We start from the raw sequence: 25293 nt of genomic DNA on the forward strand, positions 1-25293 counted from the left end.
GTGCGCTGACAAGCTTGCTTATCCCGCGGCCAGAACACGTGTCCGCCGCCTCAGCGGCCGAAAGCCTGCACCGGCAGTCGGGGGTTCGACTGCGCGGCGAGAAGCGCCACGCGGGCATTGGCCTGCAACTGCCCTGGCGTTGCCGCATCGGTGCTGAGCGCCACGCCGATCGAGATGGTGAGCCTGCCGCGATCGGTCTTGTCGGATGTGGCGAAGACCAGATTGTCTTCGACGGAGGCGCGCAGGCGCTCGGCAATAGCCATCGCATCCTGCATGCCGACATTGGAAAACAACAGGGCGAATTCGTCACCCTCGGTGCGGGCAATGAAATCGTTTTTCTTGATCGACTTCTGAAGGAGGCCGGCGAGCTTCTTCAGGAGCTTGTTGCCTGCCGGCGTGCCGTATTTGTCGTTGAGATCGGTGAATTTGTCGATATCGATCATGATCAGTGCGCTGCCGGCGGCACCTTCTTCCCGCTCGTAGAGATCGGCGGTCGTCCGGTTCAGCGCAATGCGGTTCGGAAGTCCGGTGATCCTGTCGGCGATGGCGGCCGACTGCATCGCCGAAATGCCGCGCTCCAGCGTTTCCAGCGTTTTGATATCGTCCTGCAGTTTCGCGCCGATTTCCATCTCGGCCGCAAGAACGGTCGAAAGCGACGCAGTGAGATAATCGACCTCGCTGAGGAAAGCGGCAAGGCTCTGGTCGCTCTGGCCGGAAACGGATTTCAGGATAGCGCTGCAGGCGCGCGCAAAGGTATTCTTGTGCTTCAGCCCTTCGGCAAGCCTTTCCGCCACATCGCGCAGCATTCGGCTCGCCTCATTCCGTGAGGTCTCGCCTGCCAGCCCGCAATGGCCGACGAGGCGGTATCTCAGGCCGAGCTCGTCGAGCATGGGCTGTTGCGGCTGCGGTCCGAGTGCTGCGATATCCTGCGCAAGGCCGGCATTCAGCCCGACGATCGCCTCGTGAAAGAGCTCGTAATTGCGCGGCAGCGCGGCGACGTTGAGGCGCGTCATGTACTGGGCGATCTTCTGAATATCCGCCTTCGGCGCCGGGCGCACAGCCTCGCGCGGCACCAATGCGTTTGCGCTTGCATTCTGCATGACGATCCCTCGCGACCCAGCCTCATCTCTCACATCACGTTATGCCCGTAAGCTTTTAAGAGAGGCTGAACTTTCGCCGGGAAAGCCCAGGATTGGCGGCAGAACCGGCAAAGGCAGTTAATTCAGTCTTGATGGCCGGAACATGACGCCGAAAAGTGTGAGCGGTTATCGGATGACATCATGCTCTAATTTTGTAGTTTGGATCGTGCCTCACATCCACTCGCAACCCTCGCTGCGCAGGAAGTAGATGAGATCAAGCGTAAGGCTCGGCTTGCCGAGCGCCGTCAGCGTCATGTGGCACTGGCCGCGATGATGGGTCTGGTGGTTGAAGAGATGCGCAAGCGCTGGAGCCAGCGGCTGGGTGAATTCGCCCGGCTGCGTCACCGGCACATAGGTGAAGTCGGCGGCAAGAGCTGCCTCGTCCAGCGTGTCCATCCAGGCAATGATACGCTCGTCCTCGATTTTGCGTGCGGCGGCAAGCGCATCCAGATCTTCGAAGAGCACGGCATTCAGCGTCGTCGGTGCCTCGCCGGTACCGGTGAAGCGCTTCATCCATATCCGGTCTGCGACGAGCAGATGATTGAGCGTGCGATGCAGCGAGCCGAAGAAGGCGCCGCGGTCGCTGCGGAATTCTGCATCGCTGAGTTCGGCCGCAACCGCATAGACTTGGCGGTTGGCCCAGCGATTATAGGCGGCGAACATCTTGTAATGTCTGAGCATCCTGCCCCTCCCGTGTCGTATCGGCAGTCTAGCCGGTTTCCCCAGAAAGCCGAGTGATGACGCCATGAAATTTCCTGATTTGATCGCAGGCGCTTTCTGTCGTGGAATGGATAGAGCTGCGATCTCGAAAGGACTGTCATGACCAGAGCCCTCTATTCCCTCTGCGGCGCCGACGAGCGGCGCTTCTTTTCGCCCCATTGCTGGAAGGCTGTCATGGCGCTCGCGCACAAGGGGCTCGATTTCGAGGAGATTCCGACCACCTATGCCCGCATCAGCGCGATCGGCGGCGGCGTCTCGTCGATCGTGCCCGTTCTCGACGACAATGGCCGGCTGGTCTCCGACAGCTTCGACATTGCGCTCTATCTGGAGGAGGCCTATCCCGAGCGGCCGTCACTGTTCAACGGCGAAGGCGGCAAGGCGTTGTCGCGGATGGTGGAAGGCTATTCGCAGATGATCATCCATCCGGCGATCATGCGCATCGCCCTTCTCGACATCCATGCGAACCTCGACGAGGGAGACAAGGCTTATTTCCGCGAAAGCCGGGAGGCTCGGCTCGGCAAGCCGTTGGAAATGGTTGCCGCCGATAGCGAGGTGGAGAAGGCCGCCTTCGGCGCCAAGCTGGAGCCGCTCCGGCACATGCTGAAATTCCAACCCTTCATCGGCGGGCAGACACCGCTCTTTGCCGACTATATCGTCTTCGGCGCGCTGCAATGGCTGCGTGTCTCCGCCGGTCTCGCCATGCTGGCTGCCGACGATCCCGTCATGGCCTGGTTCGAACGCTGCCTCGATCTTCACCAAAGCCGCGGCAGGACTGTGACAGCGGCGTGAAATTGCCGCCTACCTCTTGTTTTCGGGCGTTGGGGCGGGTAAAGACCGCCCACTTTTCCCGAGAAAACAGAGGATTTGACTATGGCGATTGAACGCACCTTCTCGATGATCAAGCCTGATGCAACCAAGCGCAACCTGACAGGCGCTATCACCAAGATGCTCGAAGATGCCGGTCTGCGTGTCGTCGCTTCCAAGCGCGTCTGGATGAGCCGTCGCGAAGCCGAAGGCTTCTACGCCGTTCACAAGGACCGTCCCTTCTTCGGTGAACTGGTCGAAGGCATGACCTCCGGCCCGACCGTCGTCCAGGTGCTGGAAGGCGAAGGCGCAATCCTCAAGAACCGCGAGATCATGGGCGCGACCAACCCGGCAAACGCTGACGAAGGCACGATCCGCAAGGTTCACGCTCTGTCGATCGGCGAAAATTCCGTTCACGGCTCGGATGCTCCTGAAACAGCTGCCCAGGAAATCAAGTACTGGTTCTCCGATACCGAAATCGTCGGCTGAGGCCACGCTTCGGCATTCGCCGGCAATGCCTTGAATTGACTCTCGAAAGCCGGGGCCTTGCTCCGGCTTTTTCTATACATTTCTCTATGCCGGGCATTTGTCGGTATTCGAGAAATCGACACTGCCATCAGGCTTGAAGACCTCCGGGTTCTTGTCATAAAGCGCGCCGACGACGAGCGGCTTGCTCGGCAGGACGGTCTGGTCGAGGTCGGACCGGAACTGCGTCTTCAATTCCTGCAGCACCTTGCCGTCTTTGTCGACCAGCCGGACACTGACGGAATAGGGACGGTCCTTGTGCACGCAATGCAGGTTCTCGCTCTGCAGCGCGATCTTGTCGTCGATCGGATAGATCTTCTGGTTCAGCACCAGCGGATCGCCTCCTTGCGGATTTTCGAATTCGGCGATGATGACCGAGCCGTCGGGGATGGGGCCTGTCTTCTTCAGCGTCAGCAGATAGGTGGCGCTCGCCACCCGATAGTTGAAGACGAAGAGATGGCCGGTGACCTCGACCAGGTTTTCCGCCTGTCGCTGGCAGGCGGACAGCAGAAGGGCCGCTGCTGCGACCACTACGATCATATATTTCTTCATGGCGTCTCCTCCTTCTTGCGGCGATAGTGACGGTTCGCCTTGGCGCGGTTGCCGCAGACCGCCATGTCGCACCAGGCCCGGCTCCTGTTCTTGCTGCGGTCTATGAACAGCCAGCCGCAATTGCCGCAGATCTTCATGCGCTCCGGATCGGGCATGGCGATCAGCCGCAGTGCCGAATGGGCGGTCGCCGCGGCTAGGCTGTCGGGGCCCGCGTCGCGCAATGTCTTCGCCAGCGCTTCCAGCAGCCCGGCCAGCAATTGGTCGTCGCCGCCATTCAGTATACGCTCGCGGAAATAGACGTCGATCGCTTCCCGCAGCGCGATGAAATCCGCTTCGCTTTCCGCCGCCACCGGCGCGATATCGCCGAAAAGGGCACGCTCGGCGCAGAATTCGGCGGCGGCGCGCGGAAAGCTCCGCATTTGATCCCTGACCGCGAAGCGGTCGATCCGCCGCGTTGCATCGTGGCGCAGAACGACGCTGTTGACGACATCGAGCGCCAGTGCGCCGCCGGCAAAGCGGTGAGGGGTCCAGGAAAAGCTCATGATGAAATTATAACTAGCGAAATAGGTTTTACCAGTTATAATTTTAATGACGCGGAGTGTCTCGAATGGCCTATCTTCTGCAGCAGCTGGCGAATGCGGTTCCACTTGCTGCCCTCTATGCCGCGCTTGCCTTCGGTTATGCCGTCGCCTTCGGCGTGACGAAGCGGGCCGACATCACCTATGGGGCGATCTTTGCCTTCGCGGGCCAGATCCTGCTGCTCTTCACCGAACTTGCTTTCAACCGCTTCTGGTTGGTGCTGCCGGCCGCCCTTGCCGTCGGCGCCTGTGCTTCCATCGTCTATTCGCTGGGGGCGGGCCTATGGATCGGCCGCTCGATCATGCTGCCGCTGGTCAGCAAATCGCCGAATACGGTCATCGTCGCCGCCCTCGGCATGATGATCGTGCTGATGGAGACTGCCCGGCTTGCCGCCAATACCCGCGCCATCTGGCTGCCGCCATTCCTGAACGACACGGTCGTCTTCTGGAGCGACGGCCCCTTCAAGGTGACGCTCACCCATATCCAGTTGATCGACACGGCGCTGATGTGCGCCATCGTCGCGATCGGTACGCTGATCCTCAGGCGCACGGCCTGGGGCCGCATCTGGCGCGCGGTCACCGATGACCCGCTGGCAGCCGAACTCTGCGGCACCAGCGCCGACCGCGTCTTTCTCGTCGCCTATGCGGCAGCCGCTCTCGTCGCCACGATCTGCGGCATCCTCGCCACCTTCTATTACGGCTCGATGGATTTCGGCTCCGGCCTGATGTTCGGACTGAAGGTGCTGTTGATCGCAGCCGTCGGCGGCTACTCCGATCCGCTGCGCTCGGCCGGCGGCGCGGCCGCGCTTGCCGTCGTCGAAACCATGTGGGGCGCCTATGGCCCCTTCGTCTGGCGGGATCTGGTCATCTTCTCGCTGCTCGTCCTGCTACTGGTCATGAGCCGCAGGGAGCGTGTGGTGCTCTAATTTACTAATTTACTTCCACTTGTCGCGCGCTGCGTCGTCGGCGTCCTTCGCCGCGACCCAGTCGCCGGTGGCACCATCCCTGGCGTGCTCTTTCTTCCAGAAGGGGGCAGCAGTCTTCAGGAAATCCATGACGAAATTGGCGCCGTCGAACGCCGCCTGCCGGTGCGGTGCGGCCGCGACGACGAGCACGATATTCTCGCCGGCGGCGATCTTCCCGTAGCGGTGGATGGCGGTGAGGCCGAGAAGTCCGAACCGCGCGATGGCCAGATCGCCGATGCGCCGCATCTCCGCTTCAGCCATGCCAGGATAATGCTCGAGTTCGAGGGCTGCCAGCGTCCCGCCTTCATCGCGGCAGAGGCCGGAAAAGGTGACGACGGCGCCGATGCCGGATTTGCCCTTGGAGAGGCGATCGACCTCGGCCCGCAGGTCGAAGTCCTCATGCTGAACGCGGATGGCGGGGATGATGGTCAATACAGCCTCCCTCTTCTCCCCAGCGGGGAGAAGATGTCCGAAGGACAGATGAGGGGGGTGAGTGGCGCAAGCCGCGAACGCACTGAGCGCAAGCGAAGGGCAGTACCTGCCGGGGCGGCCCCCTCATCCGCCCTTCGGGCACCTTCTCCCCGAGGGGAGAAGGGAAGGGAATATGCCGCACCGGATCTCATACCAGTCATCCCCCCGTCATCGGCGGAAATATCCCGATCTCTTTCGCCCCTGATATCGGCTCGTCATGCTCGACATGCTCCATGTCGAGCGCCACGCGGATCACGTCGGGATATTGAAGTGCGGTCTCATATTCTTCGCCCAGCGTCTTCAAATGAGTGAGGAGATCGGCAACGGTGACGACGGAGGCGGGGAGGTCGATCTCCTCCTCGCCCTTGCCGATGCGCTCGCGCACCCAAGCGAAATAGATAAGCTTCGTCATTCCTCGTCATCCACGATATGTTTCAGTCCGGCGCGGAAATAATCATAGCCGGTATAGATGGTCAGCAGCGCCGCGATCCACAGCAGCGCGATGCCCATCTGCGTCGTATAAGGGAAAATCTCGTCGCCGGCAGGGCCGGCGAGCAGAAAGGCGATGGCGACGAGCTGCAGCGTCGTCTTCCACTTGGCGATCCGCGTCACGGGTACGCTGACCTTCAGCGCCGCCAGATATTCGCGCAGTCCCGAAACCAGGATCTCGCGGCAGAGAATGGTGATCGCCGCCCAGATCGACCAGCCGGCGATGGTCTTGGTCTGGTCGGCTGCGAGCAGGAGAAGGATCGAGGCGACCAGCAGCTTGTCGGCGATCGGGTCGAGCATGCGGCCGATATTCGACGTCTGGTTCCAGATGCGCGCGAGATAGCCGTCGAGGAAATCGGTGAGCGAGGCGATGACGAAGATCCACAGCGCCACCCAGCGCGCCGTGTTGCTGATCGCCAGTTTACCCTCGAGGAAGAAACACAGAACGATCAGTGGCACGGCGAGAATGCGGCCGTAGGTCAGAAGATTGGGAATGCTGTACGTACGCGATGCCATGGAATCGTTTCTCTGAATTGATGCACCGCTACAGCGCCGCGCGGCTTTTCAGACGCGCAAAGGACACTGTAACACTTTAGAACCTCCGCATCGTGCTCGGGCCGTTGCGGTAGATGACGGCTTTGGCCGCGGACCGTCAACATTCTTTCTGTCTTTTCACCGCCTTTGCGTGGAATTTGCGACGGACGCCGGTTATTTCGCGGCGTCGTCGTGGAAATGGTTATAGACCTGCCTGGCGACGGCTTCCGATATACCTTCCACCGCCATCAGGTCGGACAGGGCGGCGCGCGAAACCGCCTTTGCCGTGCCGAAATGCTGGAGCAGCGCGCGTTTACGCGATGGGCCGATGCCGCCGATCTCGTCGAGCGGGTTCTTGATCATTTCCTTCTTGCGCCGCGCCCGGTGGGAGCCGATCGCGAAACGATGCGCCTCGTCGCGCATCCGCTGAATGAAATAGAGCACCGGATCGCGCGGCGGCAGCGTGAAGCTTTCTCGTCCCGGCGGGAAGAAGCGTTCGCGCCCGGCATCGCGGTCGATGCCCTTGGCGATGCCGATCGCCGTCACGCTCTCGGTGATGCCGAGTTCCGCAAGGATGGCGCGCACTGCCGTCATCTGCCCCTGGCCGCCATCGATGAGGATCACATCGGGCCAGGTGGGGAAGGGCATGTCGGCAGCGTCGGGTGTGGTCGCCGCCTGCGACGCAGTCCGGTCAGGAATACCTTCCTCCTTGATCAGCCGCGAGAAACGCCGCGTCATCACCTCCTTCATCATGCCGAAGTCGTCGCCGGGCGTGATGTCGGTCGATTTGATGTTGAACTTGCGGTACTGGTTCTTGACGAAACCTTCCGGCCCCGCGACCACCATGCCGCCGACGGCATTAGTGCCCATGATATGCGAATTGTCGTAGATCTCGATGCGCTGCGGTGTATAGGCAAGCTTGAACGTTTCCTTGAAACCTTCGAGCAGCCGCGACTGCGACGCCGTCTCGGCGAGCTTTCGCCCATGCGCCTCGCGCGCATTGCCGACGACATGGTCGACGAGATCGCGCTTCTCGCCGCGCTGCGGCACGAGGATGGAAACCTTATGGCCGGCCTTTTCGCTGAGTGCTGCGGCGAGCAGTTCCAGCTCCTCGACCGTCTGCGACAGCATGATCTGCTTCGGCACCGGCTTATCGTCGTAGAACTGTGCGAGGAAGGAATTCAGCACTTCGGCGCTCGAAAGCTGCGGATCGGCCTTCGGGAAATAGGCGCGGTTGCCCCAGTTCTGGCCGGTGCGGAAGAAGAACACCTGGATGCAGGAGATGCCGCCCTCATGATGGATGGCGAAAACGTCAGCCTCCTCGACGCCGGCCGGATTGATGCCCTGATGGCTCTGCACATGCGACAGTGCCGCCAGGCGATCGCGATAGATCGCCGCTCGTTCGAAATCGAGGTCCTCGGCCGCCTGGTTCATCGCCTCGGCCATATGCGACTTCACCTTCTGGCTCTTGCCGGACAGGAAGTCCTTCGCCTCCTGCACCAGTTCGCCGTAACCCTCGTCGCTGACCTCATGCGTGCACGGACCGGAACAGCGCTTGATCTGGTAGAGCAGGCAGGGCCGCGTGCGCGTTTCGAAGACGCTGTCGGTGCAGGTGCGGATCAGGAAGGCGCGCTGCAGCGAGTTGATCGTCCGCCCGACTGCGCCGGCCGAAGCGAAAGGTCCGAAATAGTCGCCCTTTCGCGCTCTCGCACCGCGATGCTTGAAGATCGCCGGCGCCCGGTGGTCGCCGGTAATGAGAATATAGGGAAACGACTTGTCGTCGCGCAAAAGCACGTTAAAGCGCGGCCGCAAGCGCTTGATCAGATTCGCTTCCAGCAGCAGCGCTTCGGTTTCCGTGCGCGTCGTCACAAATTCCATGTTGGCCGTCTGGCGCACCATCTGGGCGATGCGGTTGGAATGCACGCGGCCGACGGCGTAATTGTTGACGCGCTTCTTCAGACTGCGCGCCTTGCCGACATAGAGCACGTCACCCTCGGCGTTGAACATGCGGTAGACGCCGGGGCTGTTGGGGAGCCGCTTGACGAATTCGGCGATCAGTTCCGCGCCGATAAGCCCGGTCTCGTTGAGGCTGCCCGCGTTCCAGTCGACCGCAGCCGCAAGCGGGGCGACGGCGGAAACGTCTCCTTCCACTTCGATATCGTCTTCGCTCTCATCCGTCTCGTCGTAGAGAACGCCGCCATCCGGCAGCTTTCGTCCATTCATTCCGTAATCTCCGCCACATCGGGCGTCTGCCAGGCGAGGTGCTGGCCGCCGTCGAGGGCAATCATCTGGCCGGTGATCGAGGGCGTGTCGTAAAGGAAGCGAATCGTTTGTCCGAATTCCTCCAGCGCCGGCCCTCGCTGCAAGATAAGGGCTGAGACCTGCGCTTGGAAGTCCTCCATCGCCTGCCGCTCGCTCGGCATCGAGGGGCCGGGGCCGATGGCATTGACGCGGATGCGTGGCGCCAACGCCTGTGCAAGCGTCTGCGTCGCCGTCCACAGCGCGGATTTGGAGAGGGTATAGGAATAGAAGCTGGGCCTCAGCGCCCAGACCCGCTGGTCGATGATATTGACGATCAGCCCTGCTGCCTCAGCGGGCATCTGCTGCGCGAAGGCCGCCGCAAGGATAGAGGGCGCGCGGACATGCAGGTCGAAGTGCAATGCCCATGTGGCGGCATTGAAACTACGCGCGGAATCATGCTGGAAGACCGACGCATTATTGACGAGCAGATCGAGCGGTCCGAGCGCTTCCGACGCCTTCGCGACCAATGCGCCCGTTTCGCCGAGATCGCTAAGGTCGGCCTGCAGCGCGATCGCCCTTTGTCCCTTTTGCCGCAATTCCGCCACCAGCTCTTCGGCCTCACCGATGGAGCCGTTCGCGTGGATCGCAACGGAAAAGCCATTTGCGGCAAGGTCTTCGGCGATTGCCCGGCCTATTCTTTTTGCAGCCCCTGTTATAAGGGCCGAGCGAAGTCTTTTGTGGTTCAAAATCTTGCCTTCTGATCCCGCGAGTCTGTCAGCAGACTATATAGGGGCGGGCGGAGATTATATAAATAGGCCGTTGCGGTTGCGTCGGAGAGCCGGATATTCTATGTATTATTTAAGAATGCGATTTCCTAAAATAGGTATTTTAAGTTTAACTCTTCGGTAGGGTTAACAAAGTGTATGTTGCGCCAAAGCAACATCGAATTTCAGCCATGCGGCAGCCACAATGATATCACAATTTGGCTCTTTCAAATCCGCATTTCAGTTCCAATTTCAATCTCGATCCGGAAGGGACATCTGGCAATATCCCGCCAATGCTTCACTGATAGACAGATGGTAAGCGGCGCGGGACTGAAAGGAGACTAAGTATGCGTGTACTCATTGCTGGCCTCATGGCCTCCGTTTTTGCAATTGCGGGCGTCTCGGCAGCTCAGGCGGCCGATGCCGTCGACCAGGTTCCGGAAGCACCGGTCGCCCAGGAAGCTCCGGTCAAGCCGGCTGGCAACTGGGAAGGCTTCTACCTCGGCGGCGCCGGCACCTACAACATGGGTAACTTCGGTTCCGACCGTCACACCTACGGTTTCGGTGGCCAGGTCTTCACCGGCTACAACTGGCAGCAGGGCCAGATCGTTTACGGCGTTGAATCCGATCTCGGCTACAGCGGCGACGATGTCTCCTCAGGCGGCGTCAAGAACAAGTATGGCTGGAACGGCTCCGTCCGTGGCCGCGTCGGTTACGACATGAATCCCTTCCTGCTCTACGGCACAGCTGGTCTTGCCATCGGCGACGTCAAGGTTTCCGACGGTACCTCGGACGAAAGCAAGACGAATTACGGCTATACGGTCGGCGCTGGTGTCGAAGCCTTCGTGACCAACAACATCACGACGCGCTTGGAATATCGCTACACCGACTACCAGAGCAAGGATTACGACCTCGACTCCGGCAGCTTCTCGCGCGGTTACGACGAGAACAGCGTCAAGCTCGGCATCGGCGTCAAGTTCTAAGCGAGTTGAATATTCGAACATGGAAAAGCCGGGCACGTCGCCCGGCTTTTTGCTGTCTGTTTGCTCTTCCCGTCGTTGAGCCCTGGGCTTTGAGCGCTCAGCCCTCAGACTTGAGTTCGCTGTGGGCAGGGAATTTCTTGTCGAACTGCAGCTGCCAGTCGATCAGAGGCGCATGATCGGCTTCCCATTGGTCCTTGAAGCGCAGCTCTAGATAATCGAGCGTCGCGGCCAGCGCGAAATGCCCGCCATTGAGCTTCTTGCCTGTTTTCGGTGGATTGGCGCTGAGATGAGCGAGCCCACTCGTCGCCTTCTTCCACTGCCGGTCTATCCACGGCTGGTGAATTTTTTCCTCGTCGCGGAAGCGCCGCTCGTAGACGATCGCCAGCAGGCAGTCGCAGATGCCGTCGCACAGCGCCTCGAGGATTTCCGCATCCGTGCGCTTGCCTTTCTTCGAAGGGTAGAGCCCACCCTTCGTCAGCCGGTCGAAATAATGCATGATCGCTACGCTGTCGTATATCGAGATCCCGTCATCGTTCAGAAGCGTCGGGATCTTGCCGAGCGGATTGTTGTCCACCAGGATCGCCGGTCCGGTATTGGTGTCGACCCGGATGGCGTTTAACTCCAGCCCCAGAAAATGCGCGGCCATCCGCACCTTGTTGGAATAGGGCGAGGCGGGCGAACAAAGGAGCTTCATGGGACACCTGATGAGATTGTGGAACTGCGGCGCGGACTATTCCTGAAGGCGATTGGCTGGTCAATCGTCCTTGACGGCCTTGTTTTCGCCGCGCAGCCAGAAGGCGCGGTGCGAGGCGAAACGGTCTTGCGCCAGGTGATCCTTCAATGCGGGCAGCAATTGGTGCAACTCGTCCTTCAGCGTGAAGGGCGGGTTGACGATGACGAGGCCTGAGCCCGTCAGCCCCGTAATGCCGCGGTCGCTGCGAACGGCAAGTTCGGCGCAGAGCATTTTCGTGATGTCGAGCGCCTGCAGGGTCTCGTGGAACTCCTTGACCGGCGCGCCCTTCTTCAGCGGATACCACAGGCAATAGGTGCCGCCGGGAAAGCGCCGATAGGCCTTTTCCAGCCCCTCGGCCAGCCGCTGATATTCGTCCTCTTCCTCGAAGGGCGGATCGACGAGCACGATGCCGCGCTTCTCCTTCGGCGGCAGATGCGCGCCGAGCGCCAGCCAGCCGTCAAGCTCGGTGATGCGGGCATGGTGATCACCCTCGAACAGCCGGTGCAGCCGGGCGAAGTCTTCGGGATGCAGTTCCATCGCCGACAGCCGGTCCTGCGGCCGGAACAGCATGCGCGCAAGTTTCGGCGAGCCGGGATAGAAGCGGATGCCGCCCTCAGGATTGAGTTCGCGGATCGCCGAGAGGTAGGGCTCCAGCAGTTCGGAAACTTGAGGGCCGAGGTCCGCCTCCATCAGCTTGCCGATGCCATCGAGCCATTCGCCGGTTTTCTGCGCTTCTTCGGAGGAGAGGTCGTAGAGCCCGATGCCGGCATGCGTGTCGAGCACGCGGAAGCCGCCATCCTTCTTCTGCATGTAGCGGATCAGCCGCGTCAGCACGACATGTTTCAGCACATCGGCAAAGTTGCCCGCGTGATAGATGTGGCGGTAGTTCATTTTTGCTGATGTCCGTATGAATTCGCGTCATGGGGAATTTTTGTGGCTTTTGGCCGTGCAAGCCTTGGAATATACAAATGCCATGAACATTGCGACCCCCATCCACGCCAAATCATCCAAGCCGGAGAATAGGGTAGGCCACACCGCCTGTCCGCATGACTGTCCCTCCACCTGTGCGCTGGAGGTCGATATATCAGAGGATGGGCGCATCGGCCGTGTCCGCGGCGCCAATGACCATTCTTACACGTCGGGTGTCATCTGCGCCAAGGTCGCCCGTTATGCCGAGCGGCTCTACCATTCCGACCGCCTGATGCATCCGCTACGCCGCGCCGGCGCCAAGGGGGCAGGGCAGTGGCAGCAGATTTCCTGGGACGATGCGCTGGATGAGATCGCCGAAGCCTTTGTCAAGTCCGAGGCAAGGGACGGCAGCGAAGCGATCTGGCCCTATTTCTACGCCGGTACCATGGGCTGGGTGCAGCGCGATTCCATCGATCGCCTTCGTCATGCCAAGCGTTACTCCGGCTTCTTCTCCTCGATCTGCACCAACCCCGCCTGGACCGGCTTCACCATGGCGACCGGCACGTTGCGCGGCCCCGATCCGCGCGAGATGGGCCGCACGGATTGCGTCGTCATCTGGGGCACCAACGCGGTCTCCACCCAGGTCAACGTGATGACCCACGCCATCAAGTCGCGCAAGGAGCGCGGCGCGAAGATCGTCGTCATCGACATTTACGACAATCCGACGATAAAGCAGGCCGACATGGCGCTGATTGTCAGGCCAGGCACCGACGCCGCACTCGCCTGCGCCGTCATGCACATCGCCTTCCGCGACGGTTACGCCGACCGTGACTATATGGCGAGATATGCCGATGATCCCGCCGGTCTCGAGGCGCATCTGAAAACCAAGACGCCGCAATGGGCCGCTGCCATCACCGGCCTTTCGGTCGAGGAGATCGAAGCCTTCGCCAGCCTCGTCGGCACGACGAAGAAGACCTTTTTCCGCCTGGGTTATGGCTTCACCCGCCAGCGCAACGGCGCGGTCGCCATGCATGCGGCCGCCTCGATCGCCACCGTTCTCGGTTCCTGGCAATATGAGGGGGGCGGCGCCTTCCATTCGAACAGCGACATCTTCCGCATGAACAGTGCCGAACTGACCGGCCGGTCGATGAAGGATGCGGATGTCCGCATGCTCGATCAATCCCAGATCGGCCGCGTGCTGACCGGCGATCCGGTGGCGCTGCGCCATCGCGGCCCGGTGACGGCGATGCTGATCCAGAACACCAATCCCGCCAATATCGCGCCCGAACAGCGCCTGGTCAGGCGCGGCTTTGCCCGCAACGACCTCTTCGTTGCCGTGCACGAGCAGTTCATGACCGAGACAGCCGAGATCGCCGATATCGTCATACCGGCGACGATGTTCGTCGAGCATGACGATATCTACCGCGCCGGCGGCCAGAACCATATCCTGCTGGGGCCGAAGCTGGTCGAGCCGCCGCCAACCGTGCGCACCAATCTCTTCGTCATCGAGGAATTGGCAAAACGCCTCGGCGTCGCCGATCGCCCCGGCTTCGGCTTCACCGCCCGCGAGATGGTCGACCGCATTCTGGAATCGAGCGGCCTGCCGGATTACGACCATTTCCTCGAACACAAATGGTTCGATCGTCAGCCCGCTTTCGAGGAGGCGCATTATCTGAACGGCTTTGCCCATCCGGATGGCAAGTTCCATTTCCGCCCGGACTGGATCCATCAGCCGGCGCCGAACAAGCCCCCGGCTTCTATCGGCGCGCTCGGTCCGCATGCCGCGCTTCCGGCCTTCCCCGATCAGGTCGATGTCATCGAAGTCGCCGATTACGAACATCCCTTCCGGCTCGCCACGTCGCCGGCGCGCAACTTCCTGAATTCGAGCTTCTCCGAGACCAAGACCTCTCGCCAGAAGGAAGGTCGTCCTGAAGTGATGATCAATCCGGCCGACGCCGAAGCCAATGGCATCGGCCATGGCGATCTCGTCCGTATTGGCAACAGCCGCGGCGATCTGCGCCTCCATGCCCGCATCACCACCGAAGTCAAATCCGGCGTGCTGATCGCCGAGGGGCTCTGGCCGAACAAAGCGCATGTCGACGGCGAGGGCATCAACGTCTTGACCGGTGCCGACCCCGTCGCGCCCTATGGCGGGGCGGCCGTACACGACAACAAGGTCTGGCTTCGCAGGGACGCAGCATGACGCAGCCGAAATCACGCGTGAAGATCGTCAGCGAAGAAATCCTGTCGAATGGGTGGACGCGGCTGAGCAGCTACCTACTCGACTATATCGACCGCAGGGGCGCGACCCAGCGGTTGAAGCGGGAAGTCTATCACCGCACGCCGGCCGCCTGCATCCTGCTTTACGATCCCAGGCGCGACCTCGTCGTTCTCGTCCGCCAATTCCGCCTCGCCGTTCATCTCAACGGCGATCCCGGCTGGATCATCGAGGTGCCTGCCGGCCTTCTCGACGACGACCATCCCGAGGCGGCGATCCGTCGCGAGGCGATGGAGGAGACCGGCTATCGCCTACGCGATGCGCGCTTCCTGTTCAAATCCTATCCCTCGCCGGGCGCCGTCACCGAAGTCGTGCATTTCTTCGCAGCCCTCATCGACATCGCCGACCGCGTGGCGGAAGGCGGCGGCCTGGATGAGGAGCACGAGGACATCGAGGTCCTCGAAATCCCGCTCGACGAAGCGGCGGCGATGATCGAAACCGGCGAGATCTTCGACGTCAAAACGATCGTGCTTCTGCAATGGGCGCTGTTGAACAGGGGAACGCTTTTCTAACCCAGCCCGAAGGTGAGACTTTCCGCAGACGCGGCACGTTCCAGTCTGGCATCCAGCGTCGCAAGCGATACGTTCTCTGCGACCGCAAGCGCCAGATAAGCGGCGTCATAGGCCGATAGCTGATATTTTCCGGCAAGCCGCAAGATCGGAAGATGGTCTTCGCTTGAGACAGTGCGCAGCGGCAGGCTGGTGAGTCGCATGAGACAAGCGAGCACATCCTCGTTGGAGATGCGTTTCCGCCGTTCCGCGGTCAACAGGATGTTGCGTATCTCATGCCAGAAGAGATCGGGCACCAAGGCATCTTCCGTTTCGAGAAACGACAAGGCTTCTTCGGCAGTCCGGCTTTCCTCATCGACAAGCAACCAAGCCGCCGCAACCGAAGCATCAACCACGAACGGCATCAGCGTTGGCCTTCGCGCCGCCAGGCTTGAATTTCGGCCGCGGTTGCTCCGGCGCGTTCTGCCCGTTCGCTGCGGAGTGCACGGATGGCGTCGAGCCTCTGGCGATGGTCATCGATCTTGATCATGCGGGCGACCGCGTTGTTGCCGCGTGATATCACCACATCTTCGCCTGCTTCCACCTTTGTCAGAAGCTCCGAGAGATGCGTTTTTGCCTCTGCCACTTTCACTTTGATCGTCATAGCCACCGTCCATTTGTGTTTAATGTAATGTCACGTCAAAACTTGGTCAACTGATTGGTCAAGTATGGCGAAGCAAGAACGGAAAGAGTAAGAAGTTTGGAAGTTCTTCATGCAGTTGTCACGAAGCAGTTCTATGCGCTGCGGTTTGTCAATCATCGGATGCGGTCAGGAGAAAGCCCATGTGGCTCAGCAATTTCACCCTCGTTCTCCCAAACGAGGTGGTGAGTGAAGGTTCCGTGCGTGTTGAGGATGGCGCCATCGCCGAGATCAGGCCGGAGCCGGTCGCCGGTGCCGCCATCGATGGCGGCGGACGGCTGCTGATGCCCGGATTCGTCGATCTGCACGGCGACATGATCGAACGCGAAATCGCCCCGCGGCCGAACGCAACGATGCCGATCGATTTCGGCATCCACGAACTTGACAAGAAGCTTGCCGCTGCCGGTGTCACGACGGCGTTCGCCGCCGTCTCCTTTGCAACCGAAAGCGTCTACGGTCACGTCCGCTCGCTGGAGACGACATCGGCGGTGATCGAGGGCATCAACCGCCTGCGTGACGATCTGCTGATCGACCACCGCGTCCACGCCCGCTACGAGATCACCAACGTCGGCGCAGCCGCGGCACTCGAGCGCCTGCTGAATGCCGATCAGATCGACATGGTTTCGCTCACCGACCACACGCCGGGCCAGGGCCAGTACAACAACCTCCAAAGCTATATCCTCAGCATTTCCGAGCGCCGCGCCGTCTCCGAGGAAATGGCGGCGGAGATCGTCGCCAAGCGCATCGCCATGCGCAGCAATCCTGACATCGAAGCCAAGCTGAAGGAGATCGTCGCGCTGTCGCTGAAGCACAAGCTGTCGCTTGCCTCGCATGACGATGACAGTGTTGAAAAAGTCGCCGAAATGCACGATCTCGGCGTCACCATCAGCGAGTTTCCGGTCACCGCACCTGCGGCCGAAGAGGCGCGACGTCGCGGTCTCTGGACGTTGATGGGCGCGCCGAACGCACTCCGCGGCCAGTCGATGTCGGGCAATCTCAGCGCGCTCGATGCTGCGAGGGCCGGTCTGCTGAGCGTCATTGCCGCCGATTATCATCCGGCTGCCTTCGTACCCGGCATCTTCAAGCTTGCCGACATGGTGGAGGGCGGCCTGCCAGCCGCCGTTGCCATGGCGACCGGCAACGCGGCCCGTTCCGCAGGCCTATCGGATCGCGGCGAGATCGCCGTCGGCCAACGCGCCGATCTGGTCGTGGTCGAGCCTGGCGATATCAACCGCATCCGCGCCACCTTCCGCGCCGGCCGCTTCGTCTACAGCGACGGCACGCTGCATCCGCTACGGGCTCTGGCGGCTTAATGCATGTCGCCCAAAAAATGCGATTTTTGGGACGACGATATGCATAAAGCAATGAAAGATGGCTGCCCCTCACCCTAGCCCTCTCCCCGTAAACGGGGCGAGGGGACGTGCCATACGACAGGTTGCGGGGAACGGAGAGGTTGCGGCATGGTCCCTTCGTCCCGTTTACGGGGAGAAGGTGGCGGCAGCCGGATGAGGGGCGGCCATTCGAACCAGGCGGCAAGCTGGCCGACTTTGTCACCAGTCTGAAGCGCGTCGTGTGGTGATGCGCTTAGGCGCGGTCGCCGATCAGCGAGATCAGTTGAGCCTCGGCTGCTGCGGTCGAGGCCTCCGCCGCACCGACGGCCCTGCCGCCTTCCATCGTCACGCGGCCTTCGGCAAAGAGCCGCAGCGCTTGCGGATAGATCTGGTGCTCCACGGTGAGCACACGCGCTGCAAGGCTTTCGGCCGTGTCGCCGGAAAGAACGGGTACGGCCGCCTGGCCGATCACCGGCCCCTCATCCATGCCTTCGGTGACGAAATGCACCGTGCAGCCGGCGATCCGCATGCCGGCGTCGATTGCACGTTGATGGGTATGCAGGCCGGGAAATAGCGGCAGCAGGGAAGGGTGTATGTTGAGCATCCGGCCTTCGTAACGCTGGATGAATGTCGGCGTCAGCAGCCGCATGTAGCCTGCGAGGCAGAGAATGTCGGGCGAAAGTTCGTCGAGAGCCGAAAATATCGCCGCCTCATGCGCATCCTTGCTGGCATAGTCCTTGCGGGGGAAGGCGAAGGTGGCGATGCCTTCGGCGGCGGCCTTGGCAAGCCCGCCGGCATCCGCCTTGTCGGAGATGACGCCGACGATCTCGGCCGGGTAGCCGGCTGCCTTTGCCGCCGCAACCAGCGCCATCATGTTGGAGCCGCTGCCTGATATGAAGACGACGGCGCGTTTGCGCGGCGAGCTCATATGGCAAGCGTGCCCTTGTAGACCGTGCCGGCAGCGCCCTCGTCGCGGGCGATCATGCGGCCGAGCGTGACGACAGTCTCGCCCTCGGCTTCGAGTGCGGCGGAAACCGCCGCAACATTCTCGCTGGCGACGACGGCGATCATGCCGACGCCGCAGTTGAAAGTGCGCAGCATTTCCCTGGATTCGACACCGCCCGTCTTGGCGAGCCACGAAAACACCAGCGGCACCTGGACGGCGGCAAGATCGATCTCGGCCGCCAGGTGCTTCGGCAGCACGCGCGGAATATTTTCCGGGAAGCCGCCGCCGGTGATGTGCGCCAGCGCCTTGATGGCGCCGGTCTCGCGGATCGCCTTCAGAAGCGGCTTCACATAGATGCGGGTCGGCTCGAGCAGCGCTTCGCCGAGCTTCTTGCCTTCGGCGAACGGTGCCGGCGCATCCCAATCGAGACCGGACAATTCGACGATCTTGCGCACCAGCGAGAAACCGTTGGAATGGACGCCGGAGGAGGCAAGGCCGAGGATTACGTCACCCTCGGCAATATCGCCTGATGGCAGGAGCTTGCCGCGTTCGGCAGCACCGACGGCAAAGCCGGCGAGGTCGTAGTCGCCGGAGGAATACATCCCGGGCATTTCGGCCGTCTCGCCGCCGATCAGCGCGCAGCCGGCCTCGCGGCAGCCGGCGGCAATGCCGCTGACGATTGCCGCACCCTGATCGGGGTCGAGCTTGCCGGTCGCGAAATAATCGAGGAAGAACAGCGGCTCGGCGCCCTGCACCACGAGATCATTGACACACATGGCGACGAGGTCGATGCCGACCGTGTCGTGATAGTCGGCGTCGATCGCAATCTTCAGTTTGGTGCCGACGCCGTCATTGGCCGCGACGAGAACCGGATCGGTAAAGCCCGCCGCCTTGAGGTCGAACAGCCCGCCGAAGCCGCCGATCTCCCCGTCGGCGCCGGGACGGCGCGTCGAGCGCACCGCCGGCTTGATCTTCTCGACGAGGAGGTTGCCGGCATCGATGTCGACGCCCGCATCGCTATATGTCAGGCCGTTTTTCCCAGACTGGCTCATGCTGGTCTCCGATGGCTATTTCAGGCGGCAAACGTGCCGCGTCATCTGCCGGTCGCAATTGCATGACAGGGGCGTTTATGCAAGCGTTGCATGGCAAAAGCCCCCAATTTCCCGCGTCTTTCCTGAGCCTTTGGGGGATTCGCCGCGGCAGGGTTGACCATCTTTGCGCCTGCATCCTATGTGCTGAATGGCCGCTTCGGATCGGATGCGGCGCCAGGCGGCGGCGAGCGACCAACGGGGAAGGCAATGCCACAGCAAGTCAGTGGAAACATTCTCAAGCGTCAGATATTCTTCTGGCTGGCGGTGCTCGTCTTTTTCATCGTCTTTCTCTATGTCTTCAGCTCGATCCTGCTACCCTTCATCGCCGGCATGGCGATCGCCTATTTCCTCGATCCGGTGGCCGACCGGCTGGAGCGCCTGGGTCTGAGCCGCATGATGGCGACCATCGGTATTCTCGTCGCCTTCGTCATCGTCTTCGCGCTGGCGCTGATGATCCTCATTCCGGTGCTGATCAGCCAGTTCAACGATTTCGCTCAGCGTCTGCCGGGTTATATCAGCCAATTACAGCAGTTCATCGCGCAGGCGCAAAATTCGCTGCTGCCGGACTGGGTCGAGAACCAGATGGGCACGATCAAGGACAATCTCTCGGGCATCCTGTCGGAGGGCATGGGCTTCCTCACCGGGCTCTTTGCGCAGATCTGGAATTCCGGCAAGGCGATCGTCGACGTCATATCGCTGCTCGTGGTCACCCCCGTCGTCGCCTTCTACATCCTGCTCGACTGGGACCGCATGGTTGCCAAGGTCGACCAATGGGTCCCGCGTGATTACGTCCGCGATGTCCGCCAGATCGCCAAGGAGATCGACCAGGCGATTGCCGGTTTCATCCGCGGACAGGGCTCGCTCTGCCTCATCCTCGGCATCTATTATGCCGCCGGCCTCTCTCTCGTCGGGCTGAATTTCGGCCTGCTGATCGGTCTCTTCGCCGGCATGATCAGCTTCATTCCCTATGTCGGCTCGATGGTTGGGCTCGTGCTGGCCGTCGGCGTCGCGCTTGTGCAGTTCTGGCCGGATTATCCGTGGATCGGCCTGGTGCTCGTCGTCTTCTTCAGCGGCCAGTTCCTCGAAGGCAACATTCTGCAGCCGAAGCTGGTCGGCTCGAGCGTCGGCCTGCATCCGGTCTGGCTGATGTTTGCGCTCTTTGCCTTTGGCGCGCTCTTCGGTTTCGTGGGGCTTCTGGTCGCCGTGCCGGCGGCGGCGGCCGTCGGCGTCCTTGTCCGCTTCGCACTTTCACGCTACCTTCAGAGCGATCTTTATTTTGGCGGGTCGCCCAGTAACCGCGCCCGGAAGACGAAATCAGTTCCTAATGAATGACGTGAAGAACGCTGATCCGAAGCGCAAGGCCGGAGAGCAGCTGCCGCTGGTCTTTTCGCACGATGCCGCAAGCGGGCGTGACGACCTCCTGATCTCGGAGCGTCTCGCCGCCGCCGTTTCGATCGTCGACGCCTGGCCGGCATGGCCATCGCCGGTCGTCGTGCTTGCCGGCCCCGTCGGCTCGGGAAAATCGCATCTCGCCCGCATCTGGCGGGAATTGAGCGACGCGGTGAGCATCCATCCCGAGCTTGGCTCGGATGCCGCGGTTGCCGCCGCCGCCGGGCCGGTGCTGTTCGAGGACGCCGACCGTATTGGTTTCGACGACAACGCGCTCTTTCACGTCATTAACAGCGTCCGCGAAAATGGCACCAGCCTGTTGATCACCAGCCGTCTCTGGCCGATGTCGTGGCCGGTTTTGCTGCCCGATCTGCGCTCGCGCCTGAAAGCAGCGACCGTCGTCGAGATCGGCGAACCCGATGAGGCGCTGTTGTCGCAGGTGATCGTCAAGCTCTTCGCCGACCGGCAGCTTTATATAGATGACAAACTCGTGCTCTATATCGTCAACCGGATGGAGCGGTCGCTGAACGCGGCCCAGACGATCGTCGAAAGGCTTGACCGGCTGGCCCTGTCGCGGGGCACGAAAATCACCCGGTCTCTTGCTGCCGAAGTATTGAATGAATTGGGAAATTCGGAACCAGCCGATTGACTGTCACAGTTCCGTCGTCAAACTGATATAATTGCCTTTGGCGATTGAAAACGGGGTAAGCGGACCATGGACAGCGCAGTCGCAGAACATCAGGAACTCACTCCGGAAATCAACGACAACACCCCCCCGCTGGAAGAGCTGCTCAAGAGCCCCGAGCGCTTCATCAATCGAGAATTCTCCTGGCTGCAGTTCAATCGCCGTGTCCTGGAAGAAACGTTGAATACCGAGCATCCGCTGCTCGAGCGCGTCCGTTTCCTGTCGATTTCGGCCGCCAACCTCGATGAATTCTTCATGGTGCGTGTCGCCGGCCTCGAGGGCCAGGTACGCCAGAATATCGCCATCCGCAGCCCCGACGGCAAGACGCCGGCCGAGCAGCTCGATTCGATCCTGCAGGAGATCGACCATCTGCAGATGGAGCAGCAGGCCTCGCTCGCGGTGCTGCAACAATATCTCGCCAAGGAAGACATCTTGATCGTGCGCCCCGGCGCCTTGAGCGATGGCGACCGCCAGTGGCTGGCCGCCGAATTCGAACAGGCGATCTTTCCTGTTTTGACGCCGCTATCGATCGATCCGGCCCATCCGTTCCCCTTCATCCCGAATCTCGGCTTCTCGATCGGTCTGCAGCTCGTCAGCAAGAATGGCCGCGAACCGATGACCGCACTGCTGCGCCTGCCGGTGGCGCTCGACCGCTTCGTCCGCCTGCCGGATGATGGAAACACCATCCGCTACATCACGCTGGAAGATGTCGCCAACATCTTCATCCACCGGCTCTACCCGGGTTACGAGGTGCAGGGCTCCGGTACGTTCCGCGTCATCCGCGACAGCGATATCGAAGTCGAGGAAGAGGCCGAGGATCTCGTCCGCTTCTTCGAAACGGCGCTGAAGCGCCGCCGTCGCGGCAAGGTCATCCGCATCGAGACCGACTCGGAAATGCCGGCCTCGCTGCGCCAGTTCGTCGTCCAGGCGCTGAGTATCCCCGACAACCGCGTCGCCGTTCTGCCGGGTCTTCTGGCGCTGAACACGCTGTCGGAGATTACCAAGGCGCCGCGCGACGATCTCAGGTTTGCCCCCTACAATGCGCGATTTCCCGAGCGCGTCCGCGAGCATGCCGGCGACTGCTTCGCAGCCATCCGGGAAAAGGACATGGTTGTCCATCACCCCTACGAATCTTTCGACGTGGTGGTCCAGTTTCTTCTCCAGGCTGCGCGCGATCCTGACGTCCTGGCGATAAAGCAGACGCTTTACCGCACCTCCAACGACAGCCCGATCGTTCGCGCGCTGATCGATGCCGCCGAAGCCGGCAAGTCGGTGACGGCGCTGGTCGAGCTCAAGGCCCGCTTCGACGAAGAGGCGAACATCCGTTGGGCGCGCGACCTCGAACGTGCCGGCGTCCAGGTCGTCTTCGGTTTCATCGAGCTCAAGACCCACGCCAAGATGTCGCTGGTCGTCCGTCGCGAGGATGGCAAACTGCGCACCTATTGCCATCTTGGCACCGGCAACTATCACCCGATCACCGCGAAGATCTATACCGATCTATCCTACTTCACCTGCAATCCTGTCATCGCCCACGACATGGCGAACATCTTCAACTTCATCACCGGCTATGGTGAGCCGGAACAGGGTATGCAGCTCGCGATCTCGCCCTATACGATGCGCTCGCGCATCCTGCGTCACATCGAGGAAGAGGTCCAGCATGCCAGGAACGGCACGCCGGCAGCGATCTGGATGAAGATGAATTCGCTTGTCGATCCTGACATCATCGATGCGCTCTATCGCGCCAGCCATGCCGGCGTCGAGATCGATCTCGTCGTGCGTGGCATCTGCTGCCTGCGTCCGCAGGTGCCCGGCCTTTCGGAAAAGATTCGCGTCAAGTCGATTGTCGGCCGCTTCCTCGAACACAGCCGCATCTTCTGCTTCGGCAACGGCCACGGCCTGCCGTCCGACAAGGCGCTGGTTTACATCGGCTCGGCCGACATGATGCCGCGAAACCTCGATCGCCGTGTGGAAACGATGGTTCCATTGACGAATCCGACGGTTCACGAGCAGGTCTTGTCACAGATTATGCTCGGCAACGTGATTGACAATCAACAAAGCTACGAGATATTGCCCGACGGTACGTCGCGACGCATGGAAGTGCGCAGGGGCGAAGAACCGTTCAATGCGCAGCAATATTTCATGACCAATCCGAGCCTGTCAGGCCGTGGTGAAGCTCTGAAGTCCAGTGCGCCGAAGCTGATCGCCGGCCTGCTCGAAGGCCGCAACAACAAGTAAAACTGGACCTAAATGGTTGAATCTGAAGCCCAGGGGCGCCTTCCGGGGATCGCCCCGGTCTCCGTCGTCGATATTGGATCGAATTCCATTCGTCTTGTCGTCTACGAAGGCATGTCCCGTTCGCCAACCGTCCTCTTCAACGAAAAGGTCCTCTGCGGCCTGGGCAAAGGCGTCGCCCTTACCGGCAAAATGGACGAAGACAGTGTCGGCCGGGCTCTGGCGGCGCTGCACCGTTTCAAGGCTCTGTCAGATCAGGCGCGCGCCGCTACCATGTATGTGCTGGCGACGGCGGCCGCGCGCGAGGCGAGCAACGGTCCTGATTTCATCCATCAGGCGGAAACCATCCTTAACCGCAAGGTCCGCGTGCTCTCGGGCGAGGAGGAGGCAAAATTCGCCTCGCTCGGCATCATCAGCGGTTTCTATAATCCTGACGGCATTGCCGGCGATCTCGGCGGCGGCTCGCTGGAGTTGATCGATATCAAGGGCAAAGAGGTCGGCAAGGGCATCACGCTGCCGCTCGGCGGCCTGCGCCTGTCGGAATATGCCGGCGGCTCGCTTTCCAAGGCCCAGACCTTTGCCCGCAAGCAGCTGAAGACGGCAAAACTGTTGTCGAAAGGCGAGGGGCGCACCTTCTACGCCGTCGGCGGCACCTGGCGAAACATCGCCAAGCTGCACATGGAAATCACCCATTATCCGCTGCACATGATGCAGGGTTATGAAGTGCCGCTCGAAGGAATGATGCAGTTCCTCGATCAGGTGGTTGCCGCGCGCGATTCCAGGGAGCCGGCGCTGCAGGCCGTTTCCAAGCACCGCCGGTCGCTGCTGCCCTTCGGCGCCGTCGCCATGAAGGAAGTGCTGAGCGCGATGAAGCCGTCGTTGATTTCCTTCTCGGCGCAGGGTGTGCGCGAGGGATATCTTTATTCGCTGCTGTCGGAGGCCGAGCGCCGCCTGGATCCGTTGCTTGCCGCCGCCGGCGAACTGGCGATCCTGCGTGCCCGTTCGCCGGAGCATGCGCGCGAGCTGGCGGAATGGACCGGCCGGATGATGCCCCTCTTCGGCATCCAGGAAACCGAAGAGGAAAGCCGCTACCGTCAGGCCGCCTGTCTGCTTGCCGACATCAGCTGGCGCGCTCATCCTGACTATCGCGGCCTGCAGGCGCTGAACGTCATCGCCCACTCTTCCTTCGTCGGCATCAGTCATCCCGGCCGCGCCTTCATCGCGCTTTCCAATTATTACCGTTTTGAAGGCCTGCATGACGACGGCGCTACCGGTCCGCTGGCGCAGATCGCTACGCCCCAGCTCGTCGAGCGCGCCAAGCTGCTCGGCGGCATGCTGCGCGTCGTCTACCTCTTCTCGGCTTCGATGCCCGGCATCGTCAAGAACCTGACCTTCCGCAAATCATCGAGCCCAGACCTCGACCTCGAATTCGTCGTGCCTCCCGAATATCGCGATTTCGCCGGCGAACGCCTGGACGGCCGCCTGCAGCAGCTGTCGAGGCTGACGAACAAGCGGTTGGCATTTCGGTTCGAATAGGTTTGATTTACAACTCGACTCGTGCCGAGCAGGCCCCCCTCTGCCCTGCCGGCCATCTCCCCCACAGGTGGGGAGATCACAAGTGGCATGACCTTCCCGCATCCTGAACGTCAAGCCGAGCTGAGCCGCTGTTGTTTTGGGCGAGTCGTTGCGCCCAGCCAATCTCCCTACCTGTGGGGGGTCCGAAGGACGGGTCGAGACGCGTGGCTC

At 61.4% G+C, this 25293-nt stretch carries 26 protein-coding genes; 11 read left to right on the forward strand and 15 right to left on the reverse strand.

Annotation, left to right across the window (positions count from 1 at the left end):
* Positions 1 to 50: 50 nt before the first annotated feature.
* Together N1937_RS06690 and N1937_RS06695 are read right to left on the reverse strand one after the other, a co-directional pair.
* Positions 51 to 1100 (reverse strand): GGDEF domain-containing protein, encoded by a 1050-nt coding sequence (locus tag N1937_RS06690; RefSeq protein WP_260058005.1) that lies wholly within the window; start codon positions 1098 to 1100, stop codon positions 51 to 53.
* 210 nt (positions 1101 to 1310) lie between these two features.
* A complete protein-coding gene (locus N1937_RS06695; RefSeq protein WP_017963735.1) occupies positions 1311 to 1820 on the reverse strand; it encodes a DinB family protein in 510 nt (169 codons plus the stop codon).
* Between the two features lie 138 nt (positions 1821 to 1958).
* On the opposite strand from N1937_RS06695, the gene N1937_RS06700 reads away from it, so the two are divergent.
* Both N1937_RS06700 and ndk read left to right on the forward strand, forming a co-directional pair.
* A complete protein-coding gene (locus N1937_RS06700) occupies positions 1959 to 2648 on the forward strand; it encodes a glutathione S-transferase family protein (RefSeq protein WP_017963736.1) in 690 nt (229 codons plus the stop codon).
* Positions 2649 to 2729: 81 nt separating this feature from the next.
* Positions 2730 to 3152 carry a nucleoside-diphosphate kinase gene (gene ndk / locus N1937_RS06705; protein ID WP_004680549.1) on the forward strand — a complete coding sequence of 141 codons (423 nt, stop codon included), beginning with the start codon at positions 2730 to 2732 and terminating at the stop codon, positions 3150 to 3152.
* Positions 3153 to 3236: 84 nt separating this feature from the next.
* Here the strand turns inward: ndk and N1937_RS06710 are convergent, their stop codons facing one another.
* Positions 3237 to 3740 (reverse strand): hypothetical protein, encoded by a 504-nt coding sequence (locus N1937_RS06710; protein ID WP_260058006.1) that lies wholly within the window; start codon positions 3738 to 3740, stop codon positions 3237 to 3239.
* Entirely contained in the window at positions 3737 to 4282 is a 546-nt protein-coding gene (locus tag N1937_RS06715) for a CGNR zinc finger domain-containing protein (RefSeq protein ID WP_170280071.1), read from the reverse strand. Before N1937_RS06715 ends, N1937_RS06710 begins: the two co-directional genes overlap by 4 nt.
* A gap of 65 nt (positions 4283 to 4347) precedes the next feature.
* Between N1937_RS06715 and N1937_RS06720 the strand changes: the two genes are divergently transcribed.
* Positions 4348 to 5244 carry a branched-chain amino acid ABC transporter permease gene (locus N1937_RS06720; RefSeq protein WP_162118479.1) on the forward strand — a complete coding sequence of 299 codons (897 nt, stop codon included), beginning with the start codon at positions 4348 to 4350 and terminating at the stop codon, positions 5242 to 5244.
* Between the two features lie 9 nt (positions 5245 to 5253).
* On the opposite strand, the gene N1937_RS06725 is transcribed toward N1937_RS06720, so the two are convergent.
* From N1937_RS06725 to N1937_RS06745, 5 genes are all read right to left on the reverse strand, one after another.
* A complete protein-coding gene (locus N1937_RS06725; protein WP_260058009.1) occupies positions 5254 to 5715 on the reverse strand; it encodes a molybdenum cofactor biosynthesis protein MoaE in 462 nt (153 codons plus the stop codon).
* A 196-nt stretch (positions 5716 to 5911) separates the two neighbouring features.
* On the reverse strand, positions 5912 to 6166 hold the full coding sequence (gene moaD / locus N1937_RS06730) for a molybdopterin converting factor subunit 1 (protein WP_260058011.1): 255 nt from the start codon (positions 6164 to 6166) through the stop codon (positions 5912 to 5914).
* Positions 6163 to 6759, reverse strand: coding sequence for a CDP-diacylglycerol--glycerol-3-phosphate 3-phosphatidyltransferase (gene pgsA, locus N1937_RS06735; protein ID WP_260058013.1), 597 nt, complete (start codon positions 6757 to 6759; stop codon positions 6163 to 6165). The genes moaD and pgsA overlap by 4 nt, the downstream gene beginning before the upstream one ends.
* Positions 6760 to 6951: 192 nt before the next feature.
* The gene (gene uvrC / locus N1937_RS06740; RefSeq protein WP_260058015.1) at positions 6952 to 9000 is read right to left on the reverse strand and encodes an excinuclease ABC subunit UvrC; all 2049 of its coding nucleotides are present in this window, start codon (positions 8998 to 9000) and stop codon (positions 6952 to 6954) included.
* Entirely contained in the window at positions 8997 to 9764 is a 768-nt protein-coding gene (locus N1937_RS06745) for an SDR family oxidoreductase (protein WP_017963744.1), read from the reverse strand. Before N1937_RS06745 ends, uvrC begins: the two co-directional genes overlap by 4 nt.
* Positions 9765 to 10129: 365 nt before the next feature.
* Here N1937_RS06745 and N1937_RS06750 point away from each other — a divergent pair, with 365 nt between their 5' ends.
* On the forward strand, positions 10130 to 10765 hold the full coding sequence (locus N1937_RS06750; protein WP_260058017.1) for an outer membrane protein: 636 nt from the start codon (positions 10130 to 10132) through the stop codon (positions 10763 to 10765).
* Between the two features lie 97 nt (positions 10766 to 10862).
* On the opposite strand, the gene N1937_RS06755 is transcribed toward N1937_RS06750, so the two are convergent.
* The gene (locus N1937_RS06755) at positions 10863 to 11459 is read right to left on the reverse strand and encodes a glutathione S-transferase (protein WP_260058020.1); all 597 of its coding nucleotides are present in this window, start codon (positions 11457 to 11459) and stop codon (positions 10863 to 10865) included.
* Between the two features lie 60 nt (positions 11460 to 11519).
* Positions 11520 to 12389: a 23S rRNA (adenine(2030)-N(6))-methyltransferase RlmJ gene (locus tag N1937_RS06760; RefSeq protein WP_260058022.1), complete on the reverse strand. Its 870-nt coding sequence runs from the start codon at positions 12387 to 12389 to the stop codon at positions 11520 to 11522.
* A 16-nt stretch (positions 12390 to 12405) separates the two neighbouring features.
* On the opposite strand from N1937_RS06760, the gene N1937_RS06765 reads away from it, so the two are divergent.
* Entirely contained in the window at positions 12406 to 14610 is a 2205-nt protein-coding gene (locus tag N1937_RS06765; RefSeq protein ID WP_260058024.1) for a molybdopterin oxidoreductase family protein, read from the forward strand.
* On the forward strand, positions 14607 to 15197 hold the full coding sequence (locus N1937_RS06770; RefSeq protein WP_017963749.1) for an NUDIX domain-containing protein: 591 nt from the start codon (positions 14607 to 14609) through the stop codon (positions 15195 to 15197). Before N1937_RS06765 ends, N1937_RS06770 begins: the two co-directional genes overlap by 4 nt.
* On the opposite strand, the gene N1937_RS06775 is transcribed toward N1937_RS06770, so the two are convergent.
* Positions 15194 to 15598: a type II toxin-antitoxin system VapC family toxin gene (locus N1937_RS06775; RefSeq protein WP_017963750.1), complete on the reverse strand. Its 405-nt coding sequence runs from the start codon at positions 15596 to 15598 to the stop codon at positions 15194 to 15196. The two genes, N1937_RS06770 and N1937_RS06775, sit on opposite strands and share 4 nt — an antisense overlap.
* Positions 15598 to 15837 (reverse strand): type II toxin-antitoxin system Phd/YefM family antitoxin, encoded by a 240-nt coding sequence (locus N1937_RS06780; RefSeq protein WP_017963751.1) that lies wholly within the window; start codon positions 15835 to 15837, stop codon positions 15598 to 15600. The genes N1937_RS06775 and N1937_RS06780 overlap by 1 nt, the downstream gene beginning before the upstream one ends.
* A 179-nt stretch (positions 15838 to 16016) precedes the next feature.
* On the opposite strand from N1937_RS06780, the gene N1937_RS06785 reads away from it, so the two are divergent.
* The gene (locus tag N1937_RS06785; protein WP_170280077.1) at positions 16017 to 17186 is read left to right on the forward strand and encodes an alpha-D-ribose 1-methylphosphonate 5-triphosphate diphosphatase; all 1170 of its coding nucleotides are present in this window, start codon (positions 16017 to 16019) and stop codon (positions 17184 to 17186) included.
* A gap of 271 nt (positions 17187 to 17457) precedes the next feature.
* Here N1937_RS06785 and purN read toward each other — a convergent pair whose 3' ends face one another.
* Positions 17458 to 18132, reverse strand: a complete 675-nt coding sequence (gene purN, locus N1937_RS06790) for a phosphoribosylglycinamide formyltransferase (RefSeq protein WP_260058029.1) — start codon at positions 18130 to 18132, stop codon at positions 17458 to 17460.
* Positions 18129 to 19202 (reverse strand): phosphoribosylformylglycinamidine cyclo-ligase, encoded by a 1074-nt coding sequence (purM, locus tag N1937_RS06795; RefSeq protein ID WP_260058030.1) that lies wholly within the window; start codon positions 19200 to 19202, stop codon positions 18129 to 18131. The genes purN and purM overlap by 4 nt, the downstream gene beginning before the upstream one ends.
* Before the next feature lie 246 nt (positions 19203 to 19448).
* On the opposite strand from purM, the gene N1937_RS06800 reads away from it, so the two are divergent.
* From N1937_RS06800 to ppx, 4 genes are all read left to right on the forward strand, one after another.
* Positions 19449 to 20573 carry an AI-2E family transporter gene (locus N1937_RS06800; protein WP_026154094.1) on the forward strand — a complete coding sequence of 375 codons (1125 nt, stop codon included), beginning with the start codon at positions 19449 to 19451 and terminating at the stop codon, positions 20571 to 20573.
* A complete protein-coding gene (gene hdaA / locus N1937_RS06805) occupies positions 20566 to 21279 on the forward strand; it encodes a DnaA regulatory inactivator HdaA (protein WP_260058032.1) in 714 nt (237 codons plus the stop codon). The genes N1937_RS06800 and hdaA overlap by 8 nt, the downstream gene beginning before the upstream one ends.
* Positions 21280 to 21387: 108 nt before the next feature.
* The gene (locus tag N1937_RS06810; protein WP_441005667.1) at positions 21388 to 23550 is read left to right on the forward strand and encodes an RNA degradosome polyphosphate kinase; all 2163 of its coding nucleotides are present in this window, start codon (positions 21388 to 21390) and stop codon (positions 23548 to 23550) included.
* 12 nt (positions 23551 to 23562) lie between these two features.
* Positions 23563 to 25083 carry an exopolyphosphatase gene (gene ppx, locus N1937_RS06815; RefSeq protein WP_260058033.1) on the forward strand — a complete coding sequence of 507 codons (1521 nt, stop codon included), beginning with the start codon at positions 23563 to 23565 and terminating at the stop codon, positions 25081 to 25083.
* The last annotated feature ends 210 nt before the right edge of the window (positions 25084 to 25293 follow it).

It is taken from the genome of Rhizobium sp. WSM4643, assembly GCF_025152745.1.
Taxonomy (GTDB): Bacteria; Pseudomonadota; Alphaproteobacteria; order Rhizobiales; family Rhizobiaceae; genus Rhizobium; species Rhizobium leguminosarum_I.